16 protein-coding genes are annotated in these 17,979 nt (G+C 36.4%); all 16 read left to right on the top strand.

Features of this window, described 5'->3' with window-relative positions; all coding sequences use genetic code 11:
• Position 1 precedes the first annotated feature (1 nt).
• Entirely contained in the window at positions 2–259 is a 258-nt protein-coding gene (locus V4T18_RS07405; RefSeq protein WP_332648244.1) for a DUF3243 domain-containing protein, read from the top strand.
• Positions 260–540: 281 nt separating this feature from the next.
• A complete protein-coding gene (locus V4T18_RS07400; RefSeq protein ID WP_332648241.1) occupies positions 541–1,329 on the top strand; it encodes a DUF3388 domain-containing protein in 789 nt (262 codons plus the stop codon).
• Between the two features lie 69 nt (positions 1,330–1,398).
• Entirely contained in the window at positions 1,399–2,295 is an 897-nt protein-coding gene (locus V4T18_RS07395; RefSeq protein WP_332648238.1) for a helix-turn-helix domain-containing protein, read from the top strand.
• Between the two features lie 46 nt (positions 2,296–2,341).
• Positions 2,342–2,920 carry a CDP-diacylglycerol--glycerol-3-phosphate 3-phosphatidyltransferase gene (gene pgsA / locus V4T18_RS07390; protein ID WP_332648236.1) on the top strand — a complete coding sequence of 193 codons (579 nt, stop codon included), beginning with the start codon at positions 2,342–2,344 and terminating at the stop codon, positions 2,918–2,920.
• 13 nt (positions 2,921–2,933) lie between these two features.
• Positions 2,934–4,190, top strand: a complete 1,257-nt coding sequence (locus V4T18_RS07385; protein WP_332648232.1) for a competence/damage-inducible protein A — start codon at positions 2,934–2,936, stop codon at positions 4,188–4,190.
• A gap of 172 nt (positions 4,191–4,362) precedes the next feature.
• Positions 4,363–5,427: a recombinase RecA gene (gene recA, locus V4T18_RS07380; protein ID WP_332648230.1), complete on the top strand. Its 1,065-nt coding sequence runs from the start codon at positions 4,363–4,365 to the stop codon at positions 5,425–5,427.
• 333 nt (positions 5,428–5,760) lie between these two features.
• Positions 5,761–7,314, top strand: coding sequence for a ribonuclease Y (gene rny, locus V4T18_RS07375; RefSeq protein WP_332648459.1), 1,554 nt, complete (start codon positions 5,761–5,763; stop codon positions 7,312–7,314).
• Between the two features lie 288 nt (positions 7,315–7,602).
• Complete coding sequence (locus V4T18_RS07370) at positions 7,603–8,385, top strand: tyrosine-protein phosphatase (RefSeq protein ID WP_332648229.1); 783 nt, start codon at positions 7,603–7,605, stop codon at positions 8,383–8,385.
• Between the two features lie 72 nt (positions 8,386–8,457).
• Positions 8,458–9,363: an LCP family glycopolymer transferase gene (locus V4T18_RS07365; RefSeq protein ID WP_332648227.1), complete on the top strand. Its 906-nt coding sequence runs from the start codon at positions 8,458–8,460 to the stop codon at positions 9,361–9,363.
• A 509-nt stretch (positions 9,364–9,872) separates the two neighbouring features.
• Positions 9,873–11,711: a polysaccharide biosynthesis protein gene (locus tag V4T18_RS07360; protein WP_332648225.1), complete on the top strand. Its 1,839-nt coding sequence runs from the start codon at positions 9,873–9,875 to the stop codon at positions 11,709–11,711.
• Between the two features lie 102 nt (positions 11,712–11,813).
• Positions 11,814–12,893, top strand: a complete 1,080-nt coding sequence (locus V4T18_RS07355) for a DegT/DnrJ/EryC1/StrS family aminotransferase (RefSeq protein ID WP_332648457.1) — start codon at positions 11,814–11,816, stop codon at positions 12,891–12,893.
• A gap of 3 nt (positions 12,894–12,896) precedes the next feature.
• Entirely contained in the window at positions 12,897–13,490 is a 594-nt protein-coding gene (locus V4T18_RS07350) for a sugar transferase (RefSeq protein ID WP_332648223.1), read from the top strand.
• An 84-nt stretch (positions 13,491–13,574) separates the two neighbouring features.
• Positions 13,575–14,585 (top strand): ATP-grasp domain-containing protein, encoded by a 1,011-nt coding sequence (locus V4T18_RS07345; RefSeq protein WP_332648221.1) that lies wholly within the window; start codon positions 13,575–13,577, stop codon positions 14,583–14,585.
• Positions 14,586–14,594: 9 nt separating this feature from the next.
• Positions 14,595–15,797, top strand: a complete 1,203-nt coding sequence (locus V4T18_RS07340) for a glycosyltransferase family 4 protein (protein WP_332648219.1) — start codon at positions 14,595–14,597, stop codon at positions 15,795–15,797.
• An 18-nt stretch (positions 15,798–15,815) separates the two neighbouring features.
• Positions 15,816–16,853, top strand: coding sequence for a polysaccharide biosynthesis protein (locus V4T18_RS07335; protein ID WP_332648217.1), 1,038 nt, complete (start codon positions 15,816–15,818; stop codon positions 16,851–16,853).
• Positions 16,854–16,868: 15 nt separating this feature from the next.
• Entirely contained in the window at positions 16,869–17,978 is a 1,110-nt protein-coding gene (locus tag V4T18_RS07330) for a capsular polysaccharide biosynthesis protein CapF (RefSeq protein WP_332648216.1), read from the top strand.
• Position 17,979: the final 1 nt, after the last annotated feature.

Here is a 17,979-nt window from a genome sequence, read left to right as displayed (position 1 = left end):
CATGGGTGTACTTGATAACTGGCAGCAATGGACATCATTTTTAGGGAAACAAGTTGAAGACGCGAAAGATATTGGCATGCCAAAAAAAGTAATTGAAAAGGCAGCCGTTCAAATTGGGGAATACTTAGCGAAAAATGTAGATCCTCAAAACGAACAAGAGCGTGTTCTTTCCGATTTATGGGCTGTAGCTTCTTCAGATGAAAAACAATCTATTGCTAGCTGTGTAATTAAGCTCGTACAAAATAAACATGTACAATAGTTAAAATTAAAAATTGAATAGCATTTTCAGAAAGGGAGCCAATTTGGTTTCCCTTTTCCGTTTAGCCTTTGCATAAAAAAATTAACTACTTTCGTCAGCTAATTATAATTTTTATTCTGATATAGTATGACTTTTGAAAGGTTGGTAAATTTTTTATGTATAAATTTTAAAAGAATGATCAAAAAACAGTTGTTTCGAACTTTTCAATACATATAAAATGGGCTATGATGGAACTTATAAGGAATTTTTACGTTTCTAATATAGAGGGGACGGATTCGTTCATGGGTGAATGGTATTTCGAATATGAAATTCAGGTCAATCGTCCTGGTTTGCTTGGAGACATTGCTTCGTTACTAGGGATGCTAAGAGTTAATATTGTAACGATTAACGGTGTCGATGAAGTGCGTAGAGGGATGTTATTAAAGGCTGAAAAAGATGAATCAATCGAACGTTTTATTTCTATTGTTTCGACTATGGAAAATATAAACGTGACAAAATTTCGAGAGCCAAAGCTACGAGATCGTTTAGCTGTCCGCCATGGTCATTATATTCCTAAAGATGCTGATGAAAAAAATACATTTCGCTTTGTCCGTAGTGAGCTAGGGATCCTAGTTGATTTTATGGCAGAGTTATTTAAAAAAGAGGGAAATAAACTAATAGGTATTCGAGGAATGCCGCGGGTTGGTAAAACAGAATCGATCGTAGCAGCAAGTGTTTGTGCGAATAAGCGTTGGATTTTTCTTTCTTCCACAATGATTAAGCAAACGGTTCGAAATTCATTAATAGGAGATGAGTTTAACGGCAATAATATATTTATATTAGATGGTGCTGTAACGAGAAACTCTAATGATGAACGACATCAGCAGTTAGTACGTGAAATGATGCGAATGGATACGGTGAAGGTTATTGAGCATCCAGATCTTTTTGTTCAGCATTCTGAGTATAAACTGGAGGATTTTGATTATATAATTGAGCTTCGTAATGATCCGGATGAAGAAATTACGTATGAAATTATTGAAAAAAATAATATGATGTCTAGTGGAAATGATTTCGGAGGCTTTAATTTTTAGTTTCCTTTAATAAACCGATTTACCATCGTATCCGACTATGGAAATGTATAGAATTTGATTAAAAAGTAGGTGTTATTGTTGACAGAACTTGGGGCTCGCCTTAAGGAAGCGAGATTATCTAAAGGATATAGCTTGGATGATTTACAAGAAATAACGAAAATTCAAAAGCGTTATTTAGTTGGAATCGAAGAAGGTAACTATTCGATAATGCCTGGGACGTTTTATGTTCGTGCTTTTATTAAACAATACGCTGAAGCAGTAGGTTTAAATCCAGACGAATTACTTGAACAATTTAAAACGGACGTTCCAGGAACACAGACAGAGGAAGTTGCGCAATCGTATGCTCAAAGCCCGAGTCGTAGAAAATTGTCTTCTAGATCATCTAGTAAAATGATGGAAGCCATGCCTAAAATAATTGTTGGGCTATTTATAGTTGTTATTATTGTTGTCATTTGGTCATTATATTTAGCAAAAGGGAATAAAACTCCAGATGCAGTGGATAATTCGACTCCTCCGTTTGAATATGATAAACCGAATATAGAAAAGCCAAAACCAAATGATAAGCAAGACGATGAAGGGCAAACAGCTGGGCAAGAGGATCAGGACGCTCAAAAAGATGATGAAGAAGAAAAGCCAGCCACACCTCAGCAAGTGATTTCTACAGGTGTTATAGACGGTGAATCGACAATTTATGAAGTGTCGGGTGTTGATAAATTAAACATTCGTGTAGAAGTGTCTGGAGATTCGTGGGTAGGCATTCGTAATGAACAAGGAGCAGAGCAAATCGATGATAAGGTGTACACGGCAGGCATGGTAGTAGAGCATGATTCTACAGAGGCTGGCTATGCACGTATTCGTTTAGGAAACACAACAGTAACTAAAGTATTTGTGAATGATATCGAATTACCGTTTGCTCAAGACCGCGTTTCACAAAATATTATTTTAAAATTAGTTCAAGAACAATAGTCATCGAGTATGATGACTATTTTCTTTCGATGAAAGGTGTTAACAAATGAACATTCCAAATAAGATTACAGTCTCTCGTATTTTATTAATCCCCGTATTTATGATTGTAATACTGTTTGACTTTGGTTGGGGAAATATGGAACTATTTGGTGCAGAAATGCCCGTTACTCATTTTGTAGGAGCGCTTATTTTTATTATTGCTTCTGTAACTGATTGGGTAGATGGCTATTATGCACGAAAATACAATTTAGTAACGAACATGGGGAAATTTTTAGACCCACTTGCAGATAAACTATTAGTATCGGCTGCCTTTATTTTATTAGTAGACCTAGGGCTAGCCCCAGCTTGGATTGTGATCCTTATTATTTCACGTGAGTTTGCTGTAACGGGTCTGCGCCTGATCCTAGCCGGTCAAGGTGAGGTTGTAGCAGCAAATCAGCTAGGGAAAATTAAAACATGGGCGCAAATTGTTGCCATTTCGGCTTTATTGCTACACAATACAATTTTCACTTTAGTAGGTATTCCATTTGACGATATTGCCCTTTATGTAGCCTTATTCTTTACGATTTGGTCTGGTTGGGATTACTTCTATTTAAATCGACGTGTTTTATTAGATTCAAAATAAGCGAGGTTTTCTTATGAATGCTGAAATTATTGCAGTTGGCTCAGAGCTTTTACTCGGTCAAATAACGAATACAAATGCAAAGTTTATTTCAAGTCAGCTATCCGAGTTAGGTATTAATGTGTTCTATCATACCGTTGTAGGCGATAATAGTAGTCGATTACAGGAGACAATTCGTATTGCCGAATCGCGCGCGGATTTAATTATTTTCTCTGGTGGCTTAGGTCCAACAAAGGACGATTTAACGAAGGAAACGATTGCAAAGCACTTAGGAACTACGCTTACATTTGATCCTGTAGCGCTTGAATCTATTGAGTCATATTTTGTGAGACAGGGCCGAGTTATGACCGAAAATAATCGTAAGCAGGCACTTGTGCTTGAAGGTTGCGATGTCCTAGCTAATCATCACGGAATGGCACCTGGCATGCTTTACGAAAATGATGGTCGCTTCTATTTGCTGCTTCCAGGACCACCAAAGGAGCTTCAGCCTATGTTTCAATTTGAAGCGAAACCGCTCCTAGCTGCACGTTTAACAGATGGTGCTACAATTGTTTCACATGTGCTGAGATTTTATGGTATTGGTGAGGCAGAGCTTGAAACACGTGTGCAAGATATTCTTGAAGCTCAATCAAATCCAACTGTTGCACCGCTTGCGGCAGATGGTGAAGTAACGTTACGCATAACAGCTAAAGCGAGTACTGAACAGGAAGCTTGGCTATTGATTGAAGCAAAAAAGTCGGAAATACTAGCGTTAGTAGGAGAATACCAATATGGTGTCGATGATGAATCATTAGCATCTAAAATGGTAGAAATGCTCCTAGACAACGGTTTAACAATTGCAGCGGCCGAGTCTTTAACGGCAGGACTATTCCAATCCGAGCTTGCGGAAATTCCGGGAGTGAGTCAAGCACTAGTAGGTGGTGTGGTAACCTATACAGAACAGGCAAAAATGGACCAGCTTGGTATTTCAGCCCAGCTGTTAAAAAATCATGGCGTCGTCAGCAGTGAATGTGCGGGTTGGATGGCGAAAAATGTTCGTGAAAAATTTGGAACGAGCATTGGAGTTGGCTTAACAGGTGCTGCCGGTCCTGATTCACATGGCAATGAGCCAGCTGGGACAATATGGATCGGTATTAGCCTAGGTCAGGAACCACCAGTTACATATCGCCTGCAACTGTCTGGATCTCGTAACACGAACCGATTGCGTGCTGTAAAATTTACATTTAGTTTCTTAATGAGAAAATTCGTTGAAAAAGGTTATAAGAAGCGTTAAACGAAAGAAAGCTATAGCTGAAAATAAAAATTTGGGCTTAAATAATGGTCCAAATTTTTATTTTAGGCAAAAATCGAAAATATGTTCGCTTTTTTCTTGAGTATTGTCTCATTACCAAGTATAATAGAAACATAACGAAAACAGAGTATCGAATTTAAAGGAGGAACTATTTGTGAGTGATCGTAAAGCAGCCTTAGATATGGCGTTAAAGCAAATTGAAAAGCAATTCGGTAAAGGGTCTATCATGAAATTAGGAGAGACGACTGACCGTATGGTAGAAACATCGTCAAGTGGTTCATTAGCGCTTGATGCAGCATTGGGGGTAGGTGGCTACCCACGCGGGCGTATTATCGAAATTTACGGCCCAGAATCTTCTGGTAAAACGACTGTAGCCTTACATGCCATTGCAGAAATTCAAGCTAATGGCGGACAAGCAGCTTTTATTGATGCTGAGCATGCGCTGGACCCAGTATACGCGCAAAAACTTGGCGTAAACATTGATGAGCTTTTATTGTCACAGCCTGATACAGGAGAGCAAGCTTTAGAAATCGCAGAAGCATTAGTACGAAGTGGTGCCATTGATATTTTAGTAATTGACTCTGTAGCCGCACTAGTCCCGAAGGCAGAGATTGAAGGGGAGATGGGTGATTCTCACGTAGGTTTACAGGCCCGTTTAATGTCACAAGCCCTTCGTAAGCTATCAGGATCGATTAATAAGTCTAAAACTTTAGCAATCTTTATTAACCAAATTCGTGAAAAAATTGGCGTTATGTTCGGTAACCCAGAAACGACACCAGGTGGTCGTGCTCTTAAATTCTACTCGTCAGTGCGCTTAGAAGTGCGTCGTGCAGAAACGATCAAACAAGGCACTGAAATGGTCGGTAATAAAACGAAAATTAAAATCGTGAAAAATAAAGTAGCACCGCCATTCCGTACAGCAGAAGTAGATATAATGTATGGTGAAGGTATTTCAAAAGAAGGCGAAATTGTTGATTTAGGTGCTGACTTAGATATTATTCAAAAGAGCGGATCTTGGTATGCATACGGAGATGAGCGTTTAGGGCAAGGACGTGAAAATGCAAAACAATTCTTAAAAGAAAATCCTTCTTTACGAGATGAAATTGCCAATAAAATTCGCGATTCATATGGTATTAGCTCAAGTAACTACACGATTGGTGGCCATGATGACGACGAAGAAATGGATGAAGAATTAGCATTACTTTTAGATGATAAATAAGTAATAATCAAAGAGTGATTACAGGCTGATTTAGAGTCTGTAATCGCTCTTTTATGTTAATACATAGCAAGTATTGAGAGAAATTGGATTCCTATGAAAAACCGTGCTGACTTTTTAAGTTATTTATTAATACTATAAAATTTTAGCCTAATCTTATAAAAGATTTGCTAAAACCTTATAGAACTAGGGGAATCCTTGACAGAGCTAGTATGGAAATATACAATTAACATGTATAATTTCTAAATTTTGAAATGAAATAGGCAGTATGTTGTTAAATCAATATATCGGCCGACTAGAACATCAGACATAAAAGCAAGTAGGAGGGGTTATATGATGGACATGATATTCCCTGCTTTGCTTGGATTCGCTGTCGGTGTCGCTGTTATCTATTTCTACATGAAACAAGTGAATGAATCAAAGGTGACTGGTGCCAAGTATCAAGCTCAGGCGATTGTTGAAGAAGCAAAACGCGAGGCAGATGCATTGAAAAAGGAAGCACTACTTGAAGCAAAAGATGAAACTCACAAATTTCGAACTGAAGCTGAAAATGACATTCGTGAACGTCGTGGAGAACTTCAGAAACAAGAGAACCGTTTATTGCAAAGAGAAGAGAATCTTGATCGCAAGGATGATGCTCTGAACAAAAGAGAATCTGGCTTAGAGCGCAAGGAAGAAGCTCTAGCCGAAAGACAACAGCATATTGAACAGATGGAAAGCAAAGTGGAAGAGCTTGTTCTGGCTCAAAAGTCAGAACTAGAACGGATTGCAGCCTTAACACGCGAAGAAGCGAAAGGAATCATTTTAAAGCAAGTTGAAAATGAACTTTCAACAGACATCGCTGTTATGACGAAGGAATCAGAGACACGTGCAAAAGAGGAATCTGATAAAAAGGCACGCGAAATTTTATCTCTAGCGCTACAACGTTTTGCAGCAGACCATGTTGCAGAAACAACAGTATCGGTTGTAACTTTACCGAATGATGAAATGAAGGGTAGAATTATCGGTAGAGAAGGGCGCAATATTCGTACGCTGGAAACTCTTACGGGTATTGATTTAATTATCGATGATACACCTGAAGCGGTTATTTTATCTGGGTTTGATCCAATCCGTCGTGAAACAGCCCGATTAGCCCTAGAAAAACTAGTACAGGATGGTCGTATTCATCCAGCTCGTATCGAGGAAATGGTTGAGAAATCACGCCGTGAAGTGGACGAGCAAATTCGTGAAACAGGTGAGCAAACAACTTTCGAGGTTGGTATCCACAATTTACATCCAGATTTAATGAAGATTTTAGGTCGCATGAAGTACCGTACAAGCTACGGTCAAAATGTATTAAAACACTCCATCGAAGTAGCGCACTTAGCTGGTCTACTTGCTGCGGAGTTAGGGGAAGATGTCACTTTAGCAAAACGTGCTGGTCTACTCCATGATATCGGTAAGGCAATTGATCATGAAGTAGAAGGTAGTCACGTGGAAATTGGCGTGGAGCTTGCAACAAAATACCATGAGCATCCAGTTGTTATTAATAGTATTGCATCCCATCATGGTGACACAGAGGCAACATCTGTTATAGCTGTGCTTGTTGCTGCAGCCGATGCATTATCAGCTGCACGTCCAGGAGCTCGAAGTGAAACATTAGAAAATTACATTCGTCGTCTTGAAAAGCTTGAAGAAATATCTGAAAGCTACGAAGGTGTTGAGAAATCATTTGCCATCCAAGCAGGACGTGAAGTGCGTATTATCGTACAACCTGACAAAATCGATGACCTTGCTTCACATCGCTTAGCTCGAGATATTCGTAAGCGAATTGAAGAAGAATTAGATTATCCAGGTCATATAAAAGTAACAGTCATTCGAGAAACACGTGCTGTAGAATACGCAAAATAAAAGAATGAAAATAAATGAAAGGCAGTTTCTTGTTCACAATGAACAAGAGGCTGCCTTTTTATGAGGTCTAAAAGTATACACAAGTTCCTGGAATAATAAGTTGTAACATTAATCCGGGAAAGTACGCTAGCGCAATGGAAATTAATCTTAAGTAGCGGTAATAGTACTAAATTAAGTAAACAAAGTATAAAAAATCAATAAATAGTAATAATATTGTAGTGATAAGCATAAATAAAGCATGTTGACTAATAATATGTAGTTAAATATTAGCAAGAGAGGTGAATGTTTTTGATTGATATACACAGTCACATTTTATGGAATGTCGACGATGGTCCCAAAACAAAGGAAGAGACACTACAAATTTTAGAGCAGGCTGTATTGGAAGGGATTACCGAAATCATTTCTACTTCACATAGTAATCATCCGCAGTATCATGCAAATTATAAGCACGTGCAAAATAAACTTCACATCTTACAATACGACCTAATACAACAGAATATTCCCCTTACTCTTCATAGCGGACATGAAGTTCGTTTATCAGATAGCATCATTCCACAATACAGGTCAAATAGGCTTCACACACTAGCAAATTCAAATTATTTATTATTAGAATTACCTTCTTACACAGTACCGCACTATACGAAAATGATTATTCGCGAGCTTTTGAGTGAAGGAGTTACGCCGATCATTGCTCATCCCGAACGAAATAAAGCAATTGCTGAACGACCGGAGCTGTTAGAAGCTCTCATTCGGGAGGGGGCCTTAGCGCAAGTTACTGCGGGAAGTTTAGCCGGTCATTTTGGTCGCGCTATACAAAGGCTGTCGCTCGATTTAGTCAAAGCCAATTTAGTTCATACGTATGGCTCCGATGTGCACAATTTATCGTCACGCCCCTTTTATTTTGACAAAGGACTACTTTATTTAGAGAAAAGAAAACAGTTAGATGCTGTCGATATGCTTCTCGAAAACAATTCAAGGATTATTCGAAATAAACCAATGATTTTGCAAGAGCCTGAAAAGATTGAACGGGCCAAATGGTGGCAAATATTGCGTTATTCAAAAGCGGAATAGAGGCTACTTTGTTAAAATCATCCTACTTTAGTATATAAATATACAATGGAGAAAGTATAGATGGAGGTATATATGAAGAAACTATTAAAATGGGGAATTATCAGCACACTCGTACTAAGTGTTATTGGCTTTGCTGTAACCTATAAAGTATATAGCGATATGAAGAATACCGCAGATCAATTATATACACCAACGAAATATGAAAGATCAGATATGAGGGAGGCTCCCGTAAATGTCGCCTCTGCTGAACCATTTTCTGCACTTATTTTAGGGGTGGATGAGCGAGACGGGGATAGTGGACGCTCAGATACAATGATTGTTCTGACGGTTAATCCAACACTCAAAACAACAAAATTGCTAAGTATTCCAAGAGATACGTATACAGAAATTATAGGCGAAGGACTTAAGGACAAAATTAATCATGCCTATGCATTTGGTGGTATTGAGATGTCCATGAAAACGGTAGAAAACTTACTCGATATCCCAATTGATTATGTAGCAAGAGTAAATATGGAAAGCTTTACGGATATTATCGATATCGTCGGTGGTATTTCAGTTAACAATGCGTTGGCATTTGATTATGATGGGGAGCGTTTTCCGATAGGTGAAATAGAATTAGATGGAGAGACGGCCTTAAAATTTGTGAGAATGCGCTATGAGGACCCTAATGGTGATTTTGGTCGACAAAATCGGCAAAAACAAGTGATTCAGGGAGTACTAAGGGAAGCTACATCGGTAGGAGCTGTCCTTAATTATAAATCCATTTTTGAAACGCTAGAGGATAATGTCCAAATAAATGTTGTTTTTGATGAACTTTTAAACATAAGCAAAAATTATGGAAGTAGTTTTAAAACTATCGAACAAATCTATTTAAACAATGGCTCAAGCTCCATTATGAATGGTATTTACTACTATATTCCGAATGAACAGGAATTACAGGGTATTCAAGATGAGCTACGAGAGCATTTAGGAATTTAGGTAGAAAGATTATTGGTAAGAATAAAATTAAAACTATTTTTTTCCTATTAGTGCTAATGAATTTGTATCCAATGTAACGATTGTTATTTAAAAGTAATATTCAGGGGCAAAAATGCATAAACTCTTAAATGAGCTGGATGAAGTCTCTACTAGAAAAATAAAAATAAATAGAATTAGGAGTGATTTAAGTAACTAAGCTACTATAAAAATTATAGTAATATGAAATGTTACAAACTAAATTTATCCTATCGCGAATAAACTTTACTACAAATAAGAGATACATGCTCCTCTAAACTTCCTTTTCTTGAATTTTCAAACTGGAAGAAAACCTCTATACCTATAAAACATAAACAAAAATAATCCCACTAAAAAAACTTCATAACTTAACTACCCATTATAAAATGACTCTATTTTATCGAGAATTATTAGATTTTTAAAATAACTTGAATAGAAGAGAGGATATGTAACATCTCGCTACTATTCTGTTGGTGAACAAAGAGGTGTGAATAGTGAACCATACGTTGAGGTACTCGATTTTTATTATAGTAGATTCAATGATTGTTTTATCTGCTATTTTTCTTAGTTATTGGTTTTTACATCCTTCCTATAGCATTTATTCGAATTCATTAATTATCCTTAGTTCCATTATGCTTCTTATTAGTCATCATGTAATGGCGTATTTCTTCCAATTATATAACCGTATATGGAGCGTAGCATCTGTCCGAGAATTACTGTCAATCGGCTATGCTGTAACGATTTCAATTCTGATTGCTAGTGGACTTCAATTAGTAGTGAAAGGTGATATTTATTTCCGAGTGATGGCGATTACATGGCTATTGCATATTGTATTAATCGGCGGTTCACGTTTTTTGCTTCGCATTATAAAAGATCCAACCTTGTTTAAGCCTCAAGGAAATTTAAAACGAGTGTTAGTCATTGGTGCAGGAGAAGCAGGGACTATGCTTTTACGTAGCATTAAGCGAGATCCACACACAGAATATAAAGTTGTCGCCATTATTGATGATGACCGACATAAACAAAATTTAAAGCTAATGGAAGTGAAAGTATGCGGAAAAACGAAGGATATTCCCCGCATAGTGGAAGAAAGAAGGATTGATGAAATTTTCATTGCGATTCCTTCACTCGGGAAGTTAGGTATAAGGGAAATATATGAGCAGTGTTTAAGTACGAAGGCGTCGATTAAAATTATGCCAAAAATTGAGGATGTAATGACCGGAAAAATATCGGTAAATGATATGCAGGAAGTTAAAATTGAAGATTTACTTGGCAGGGAAGAAGTCAAACTTAATATGGATGCCATTATCAATAAATTAACGAGCAAGAGAATTATGATAACCGGGGCAGGTGGATCAATCGGTTCAGAAATCTGTCGGCAAGTAGTACAATTCCGGCCAGCTCAAGTCATATTGCTCGGCCATGGAGAAAATTCGATTTATACAATTTATACAGAGTTATCAGAGAGAGAAGAAAATAAAGGCATTGAATTTATACCTATTATTGCAGACATTCAGGACCGTAACAGGATTTTTGACGTGGTACAGCAATATGATCCCGATGTAATTTATCATGCAGCAGCTCATAAGCATGTTCCACTAATGGAGTGTAATCCACATGAGGCGGTAAAAAACAATATTTTTGGAACAAAAAATATAGCGGATGCTGCTCATACTTTCGGTGTATCTAATTTTGTCATGATTTCTACCGATAAGGCGGTAAATCCACCGAACATTATGGGGGCAACAAAAAGAGTTGCCGAGATGATTATCCAAAATTTAGCGACAAAAAGTGAGACCAATTTTGCTGCAGTACGTTTTGGCAATGTTCTCGGGTCGCGGGGAAGTGTTGTACCGAGATTCCAAGCCCAAATAGCAGCAGGGGGACCTGTTACAGTCACTCACCCAGAAATGACCCGTTATTTTATGACCATTCCTGAAGCATCAAGGCTCGTTTTACAAGCAGGTACTCTAGCCCAGGGCGGAGAGGTATTTGTACTTGATATGGGTGAACCGATGAAAATTGTGGATTTAGCGAAAAATCTAATTCACTTATCAGGATTTACAGAAGGAGATATAGCGATTGAATTTTCGGGTATCCGACCAGGAGAAAAAATGTATGAAGAGCTATTAAATGCAGAAGAAATTCAAGAAGAGCATATTTACCCTAAAATCCATGTGGGTAAGGCGAACTGTCCAGCTGAAAATTTACTCTTTACTTTCTTGGCAGATTTAGAATTCCTTGATGCAATAGAAATGAAAACAAGAGTTCTTGATATGGCTAATGGGAACTGGGTGGATAGACGAGAAATATTACCAAGAACGATTGCATAAAGCAGCATGACTCATAAAAATAGTAAAAGGAGAATTCAGGTGATTAAGCCCGTATACTCAAGTGTCCAAGAACAAGAGAAAATTTTGCTTTCTTCTCCACATATGAGTGATGAAGGATATGAAAAACAGTATATTCAAGAAGCGTTTGACTCCAATTGGATCGCGCCAGTAGGAGAAAATATCGAGCAGTTCGAAAAAGAACTATCATTAAAAGTAGGATGCTCATCAGCTGTAGCTCTTTCATCTGGAACAGCAGCTATTCATATGGCATTAAAAGCGGCTGGGATTGGCAAAGGAGATATTGTTTTTTGCCCTACCTTAACTTTTGCCGCAACAGCAAACCCAATTATTTATGAAGGTGGGGTTCCGGTTTTTATTGATAGTAATAAAGAGACGTGGAATATAGATCCAAAAGCTTTAGAGGTAGCTTTTCATAAATATCCTAATGTTAAAGCGGTACTAGTTGTCCATTTATATGGATTATCGGCGGACATGGGAACTATCATGAGAATTTGCCAGAAATATAACGTACCTGTTATTGAAGATGCTGCCGAGAGCTTAGGCACACTATACAAAGGACAGCAAACAGGCACTATAGGCGATTACGGAATTTATTCATTTAACGGTAATAAAATCATTACTACCTCTGGCGGTGGAATGCTTGTCTCAAATAATGTAGAGAAATTATCAAAGGTTAGATTTTGGTCTACACAATCGAGGGACACAGCTAGGCATTATCAGCATAGTGAACTAGGATTCAATTATCGGATGAGTAATATACTTGCAGGAATTGGAAGAGGGCAGCTGAAAGTGCTTGATCAACGAGTAGCGAAAAAGAGAAATATCTTTGAGTACTACAAAAATGAACTAAGTAAATTATCTGGTATTGAATTTATGCCAGTTAATGAATGGAATGAGCCGAACTACTGGCTAAGTGCTATGACACTAAATGGAAAAGTTTCACCATTAGAAATAATGGAGACTTTGGAACGAGAGAATATTGAATCAAGACCGGTATGGAAACCATTGCATATGCAACCGTTTTTTTCAGAGTTTGATTATATAGGCGGAAATACGGCAGAAAGCTTGTTTGATCAAGGTGTTTGTTTACCATCTGATACGAAGATGACAGATGGGGATTTAGAGAGGGTTGTCGATGTTATTAAGGAAGTGTGGAGATAAAAGTTGAGAAGGTTAAATTTATTTATAAAAAGGATAGTCGATATTTGTGGAAGTCTTTTGGGCATAATTTTGTTATCCCCACTCCTTCTAATCATTGCTCTTGCAATTAAATTCAATTCAAACGGACCAGTCTTTTTCACTCAAGATAGGTTAGGTAAAAACGGAAAAGTATTTAAGATATTGAAATTTAGAACTATGGTTGTTAATGCTGAAAGGATCGGAAGTGGATTATCTATCCATACTGAAAATGATAATAGAATTACTAAAGTAGGGAAAATTTTAAGAGCAACTAGCCTAGATGAACTTCCGCAACTTTGGAATGTTCTAAGTGGAGAGATGAGTATAGTTGGCCCTAGACCACCAATACCATATCACCCTTATAAATATGAAGAATATAATGATTTTCAAAGAAGGCGCTTTGACATGAAGCCAGGAATAACTGGTTTATCTCAAGTAACGGTAAGAAATTCTGTAACATGGGATGAAAAAATAGTGCTAGACATTGAATATGTAGATAGTTTTAATTTTTGGCTCGATTTAAGAATGTTACTTAAAACGATAAAAGTAATTATTAAGCGAGAGAATATTTATGGTTAGTATATTTAACGTATTCTTATAAATAGAACTAGTATTGATTTCACATAAAGCTATTTAAAAATTAAATGTTGGAGGAACTGATGCATGAATGAAGATCTAAACATATTAATTTTAAGCTGCGGAACTAGAAATAAAATAGTTCAATACTTTAAAAAAGAATTAAGTGATATGGGAAACGTGTACGTTACAGATTGTAGTGAATTAGCACCAGCTTTATATGAAGGAGACCAATATTTTATTGTGCCAAAAATGACAGATGAGGGATATTTAGAAACCATTCTTTCTATTTGTAAAGATTATAGTGTAAAAGCTATTTTTTCATTGATTGATCCTGAAATTAGTTTACTTGCAAAAAATAAACAAGCTTTTCTTGATATTGGAACTATACCTGTTGTCTCTGATTTAGAAATAGTTGAAATGTGCTTCAATAAATATCAAATGTATAAATATCTTGTTAAAAATAATTTCAAAACAATGAAAAGTTACATTGATAAAGATGAATTTTATCGTGATGTTGAAGCTAGAAAAATAAACTATCCAGTGTTTATAAAACCAATTAAGGGAAGTGCAAGTAACAACATAAATATAGTCCGATCGAAAGAAGAAATAGAATTATTATTTAATAGGTTTGATAATTTAATGATACAAGAGTTAATTAATGGAGTTGAATATGGGGCTGATGTTTATATTGATATGCTTTCGAATGACCCGGTTGCTATTTTTACAAAAGAAAAGATTGGTATGCGGGCTGGAGAAACAGATAAAGCAATATCAGTCAAAGACCATAATATGTTTAACTTAATTAATCGATTTGTAAAAATTACAGGGTTTAATGGCGTCATTGATATTGATATTTTTAAAGTTAATGGTGAATATTATATTTCTGAAGTGAATCCTCGTTTTGGGGGAGGCTATCCACATGCATATGAGAGTGGAGTTAATTTTCCTCGAATGATGATTAAAAATCTAACTGGAAATATCAATATGGATGAGATAGGGAATTATGAAGAAGGCATTTGTATGATGAAGTATAACGATGTAAAAGTATTTTCGAAAAATACAGTTCAAAATAATAGTATTAGAATTCAATTGTGAGGAAAAGAGATGAACGTTTTATTTTTATCAATTGGTAGTATTAATCACATTGAGGATAAAGGAATCTATACAGATTTATTAAGACAGTTCAGAGAAAATAGTCATTGTGTATACGTTGTAAGTTCAAGAGAAAAACGTACCGAAATGCCCACAGAATATAAAAAGGAAAATGGAATTCATATTTTAAAGGTTAGAATTGGTAATATCACTAAAAATAATAAATTTGAAAAAGGCATTTCAACAATAAGAATCGAAGGGCAATTTTTAAGAGCTATCAAACAATACTTGGGGGAGGTTAAGTTTGATTTAGTTATTTATTCAACACCCCCAATAACTTTTGAAAAAGTGATTAATTATATAAAAAAAAGGGATGATGCTAAATCATACCTGCTACTAAAAGATATATTTCCACAAAATGCTGTCGATTTAAATATGTTTAGTAGGTCAAGTGTAATTTACAAGTATTTCAGATGGAAAGAAAAAAGATTATATAAAGTATCTGATTATATTGGGTGTATGTCACAGGCAAATATAGATTTTTTACTAGAACACAACACAAAAATTTCTGCAAGCTCACTAGAAATTTGTCCTAATAGTATTGACCCCATAGCCATAATAAAAGATGAAAACAAAATTAACCTCACACGAAACCAATACAATATACCCACAGATAAAACTGTATTTATATACGGCGGTAATTTAGGAAAACCTCAAGGAATCGACTTCTTAATACAATGTTTACAAGCAAATAAAAATAATAAACAGGCATTTTTCATAATAGCTGGCTCCGGCACTGAGTTTGCTAAACTTAAAGCTTATTTTGATAAGGAACAGCCGATGAATGCTCAATTGTACGAAGAGCTTCCGTTAGAAGAATATGAACGATTAGTGAATGCATGTGATGTCGGATTAATCTTTCTTGACTACCGATTTACAATCCCGAACTTCCCATCCAGATTACTAGCATATATGGAAGCTACTATGCCTGTTTTAGCTGCAACTGATGCTAATACGGATATAGGCAAGGTGATAGAAAATGGTCACTTTGGCTTGTGGTGTGAAAGTAATAATGTTTCGCAATTCAACCAAAAACTCGAGCAATTACATGAGCAGGAAGTTAGAGAAGCTATGGGAAAAAACGCTAGGGCATATTTGGAACAAAACTACACCGCAAAACACTCCTATGAAATTATAATGAGCCATTTTGAATAACTGAAAAGAGGTTGTTGGATGTTTAGAGACAAAACGTTATTAATCACAGGTGGCACCGGTTCTTTCGGGAATGCCGTAATGGAAAGATTCCTAAGCACAAATATTAAAGAAATACGCATTTTTTCTCGAGATGAAAAAAAGCAGGATGATATGAGAAAAAAATATAACAACGACAAATTGAAATTTTACCTCGGCGATGTACGAAATACGGAAAGTTTAAAAAATGCCATGCACGGTGTTGATTATATTTTTCATGCAGCTGCCCTAAAGCAAGTCCCTTCCTGTGAATTTTTCCCTATAGAAGCCGTAAAAACGAATATTTTAGGCACAGAAAATGTTTTAAGTGCTGCCATTGAGTATGGGGTGAAAAAAGTGATTTGCCTGTCAACTGATAAAGCGGCTTACCCAATCAATGCAATGGGGATTTCAAAGGCGATGATGGAGAAGGTTTTTGTTGCAAAATCAAAGACAGTTTCTCCAGAAAAAACGCTAATTTGTGGCACGAGGTATGGCAATGTGATGGCATCTAGGGGATCCGTTATCCCGTTATTTATTGAACAAATTAAGAGTGGCCAACCGTTAACGATAACAGATCCCAAAATGACAAGGTTTTTAATGAGCTTAGAGGAGGCTGTTGAGCTAGTTTTATTTGCCTTCGAGCATGGGGAGGCAGGCGATATTATGGTGCAAAAATCACCTGCCAGTACGATTGCTGATTTAGCTCAAGCTTTAAAAGAACTTTTTAATTCAAATAACGAAATTAGAATCATAGGTACTCGACATGGTGAAAAACAATACGAAACGCTACTGACAAGAGAAGAATTCGTCGTGGCAGAGGATTTGGGTGGCTTTTTCAAAGTGCCAGCTGACAGAAGAGACCTCAATTATAATAAATATTTTGCAGAAGGAAATCCGAAGCTTACAAATATAGAAGAATACAATTCGAATAATACAAAGCTGTTAACTGTAGAAGAAATTAAAGCAACACTCCTGCAATTAGATTATATCCAAGAGGAATTAAAGGATTGGAATAATAAAATTCATATCATGAACTAAAGGTGGAATGTGTGGATGAACATCCTTGTGACAGGAGCAAGTGGATTCATAGGAAAAAATTTAATTGCAGAACTAAAAAATCGAGGGTTTAACAATATATTTGAGTTTACAAGAGATAGTGATCCGGAACTTCTCGAAATCTATGTAAAAGGTTGTGATTTTATTTTCCATTGTGCTGGTATAAACCGAACGCAAAATGAGCAAGATTATATGGAAGGGAATGCCAGCTTCACAGAACATCTTGTAGAGCTATTAAAAAAACATGATAATGCTGCACCGATTTTAGCAACCTCTTCTATTCAAGCAGAATTAGAGAATCCTTACGGGAAAAGTAAAAAAACAATGGAAGATCGGTTGTTTCAGTATCAAGAGGAATCTCAAGCAAAAGTTTATGTGTACCGCCTTCCCAACGTATTTGGAAAGTGGAGTAAGCCAAATTACAACAGTGTAGTGGCGACGTATTGCCACAATATAGCAAGGGATAAGGATATTGAAATTCATAATAGCGATGTCGAACTTACTCTTTGTTATATCGATGATGTGTTAGCAGAGTTTATAAGGGCGCTTAATGGGTCTCCAACGGTATGTGGAAACTATTGTACGGTGCCTATTACTCATAGAATTACACTAGGTCAATTAGCACGTGTATTAAAAGGCTTTAAGGATAATAGGAAAAATCTAAATATCGCAAATATGGATGATCCGCTAACAAAAAAACTTTATAGTACGTATTTAAGTTTTTTACCACTTGATGGATTTTCTTATGACTTAAAGATGAATAAGGATGCGCGCGGTTCGTTTACCGAATTTATTCGAACGCAGGATAGAGGGCAAGTTTCTGTTAATGTTTCCAAGCCTGGGATTACAAAAGGAAATCATTGGCACCATACAAAAAACGAAAAATTTTTAGTCGTCAGTGGTGAAGGCTTAATACGATTTAGAGCACTAGATTCTGAAGATATTATTGAATACCGTGTAAATGGTGAAAAGCTTCAGGTAGTAGATATTCCGACTGGCTACACGCACTCTATTGTTAATGTAGGAGCAACAGATCTTGTCACAATTATGTGGGTAAATGAATGCTTTGATCCTATAAAACCGGATACGTATTATTTGGAGGTATAAA

Origin of the sequence: Lysinibacillus sp. 54212 (assembly GCF_036662795.1) — a bacterium.
In the GTDB taxonomy this organism is placed as follows: domain Bacteria; phylum Bacillota; class Bacilli; order Bacillales_A; family Planococcaceae; genus Lysinibacillus_B.
Note: the sequence above shows the minus strand (reverse complement) of the source record. Positions and strands in the feature narration are given on the sequence as shown.

Excerpts from the sequence above, each read along its gene's own strand:
- V4T18_RS07400 (WP_332648241.1), top strand. The coding sequence starts at position 541 with ATGGGTGAATGGTATTTCGAATATGAAATTCAGGTCAATCGTCCTGGT.
- V4T18_RS07345 (WP_332648221.1), top strand. The coding sequence starts at position 13,575 with ATGAATGAAGATCTAAACATATTAATTTTAAGCTGCGGAACTAGAAAT.
- V4T18_RS07405 (WP_332648244.1), top strand. The coding sequence starts at position 2 with ATGGGTGTACTTGATAACTGGCAGCAATGGACATCATTTTTAGGGAAA.
- V4T18_RS07385 (WP_332648232.1), top strand. The coding sequence starts at position 2,934 with ATGAATGCTGAAATTATTGCAGTTGGCTCAGAGCTTTTACTCGGTCAA.
- V4T18_RS07340 (WP_332648219.1), top strand. The coding sequence starts at position 14,595 with ATGAACGTTTTATTTTTATCAATTGGTAGTATTAATCACATTGAGGAT.
- V4T18_RS07330 (WP_332648216.1), top strand. The coding sequence starts at position 16,869 with ATGAACATCCTTGTGACAGGAGCAAGTGGATTCATAGGAAAAAATTTA.
- pgsA (WP_332648236.1), top strand. The coding sequence starts at position 2,342 with ATGAACATTCCAAATAAGATTACAGTCTCTCGTATTTTATTAATCCCC.
- V4T18_RS07355 (WP_332648457.1), top strand. The coding sequence starts at position 11,814 with ATGAGTGATGAAGGATATGAAAAACAGTATATTCAAGAAGCGTTTGAC.
- V4T18_RS07365 (WP_332648227.1), top strand. The coding sequence starts at position 8,458 with ATGAAGAAACTATTAAAATGGGGAATTATCAGCACACTCGTACTAAGT.
- V4T18_RS07335 (WP_332648217.1), top strand. The coding sequence starts at position 15,816 with ATGTTTAGAGACAAAACGTTATTAATCACAGGTGGCACCGGTTCTTTC.
- rny (WP_332648459.1), top strand. The coding sequence starts at position 5,761 with ATGGACATGATATTCCCTGCTTTGCTTGGATTCGCTGTCGGTGTCGCT.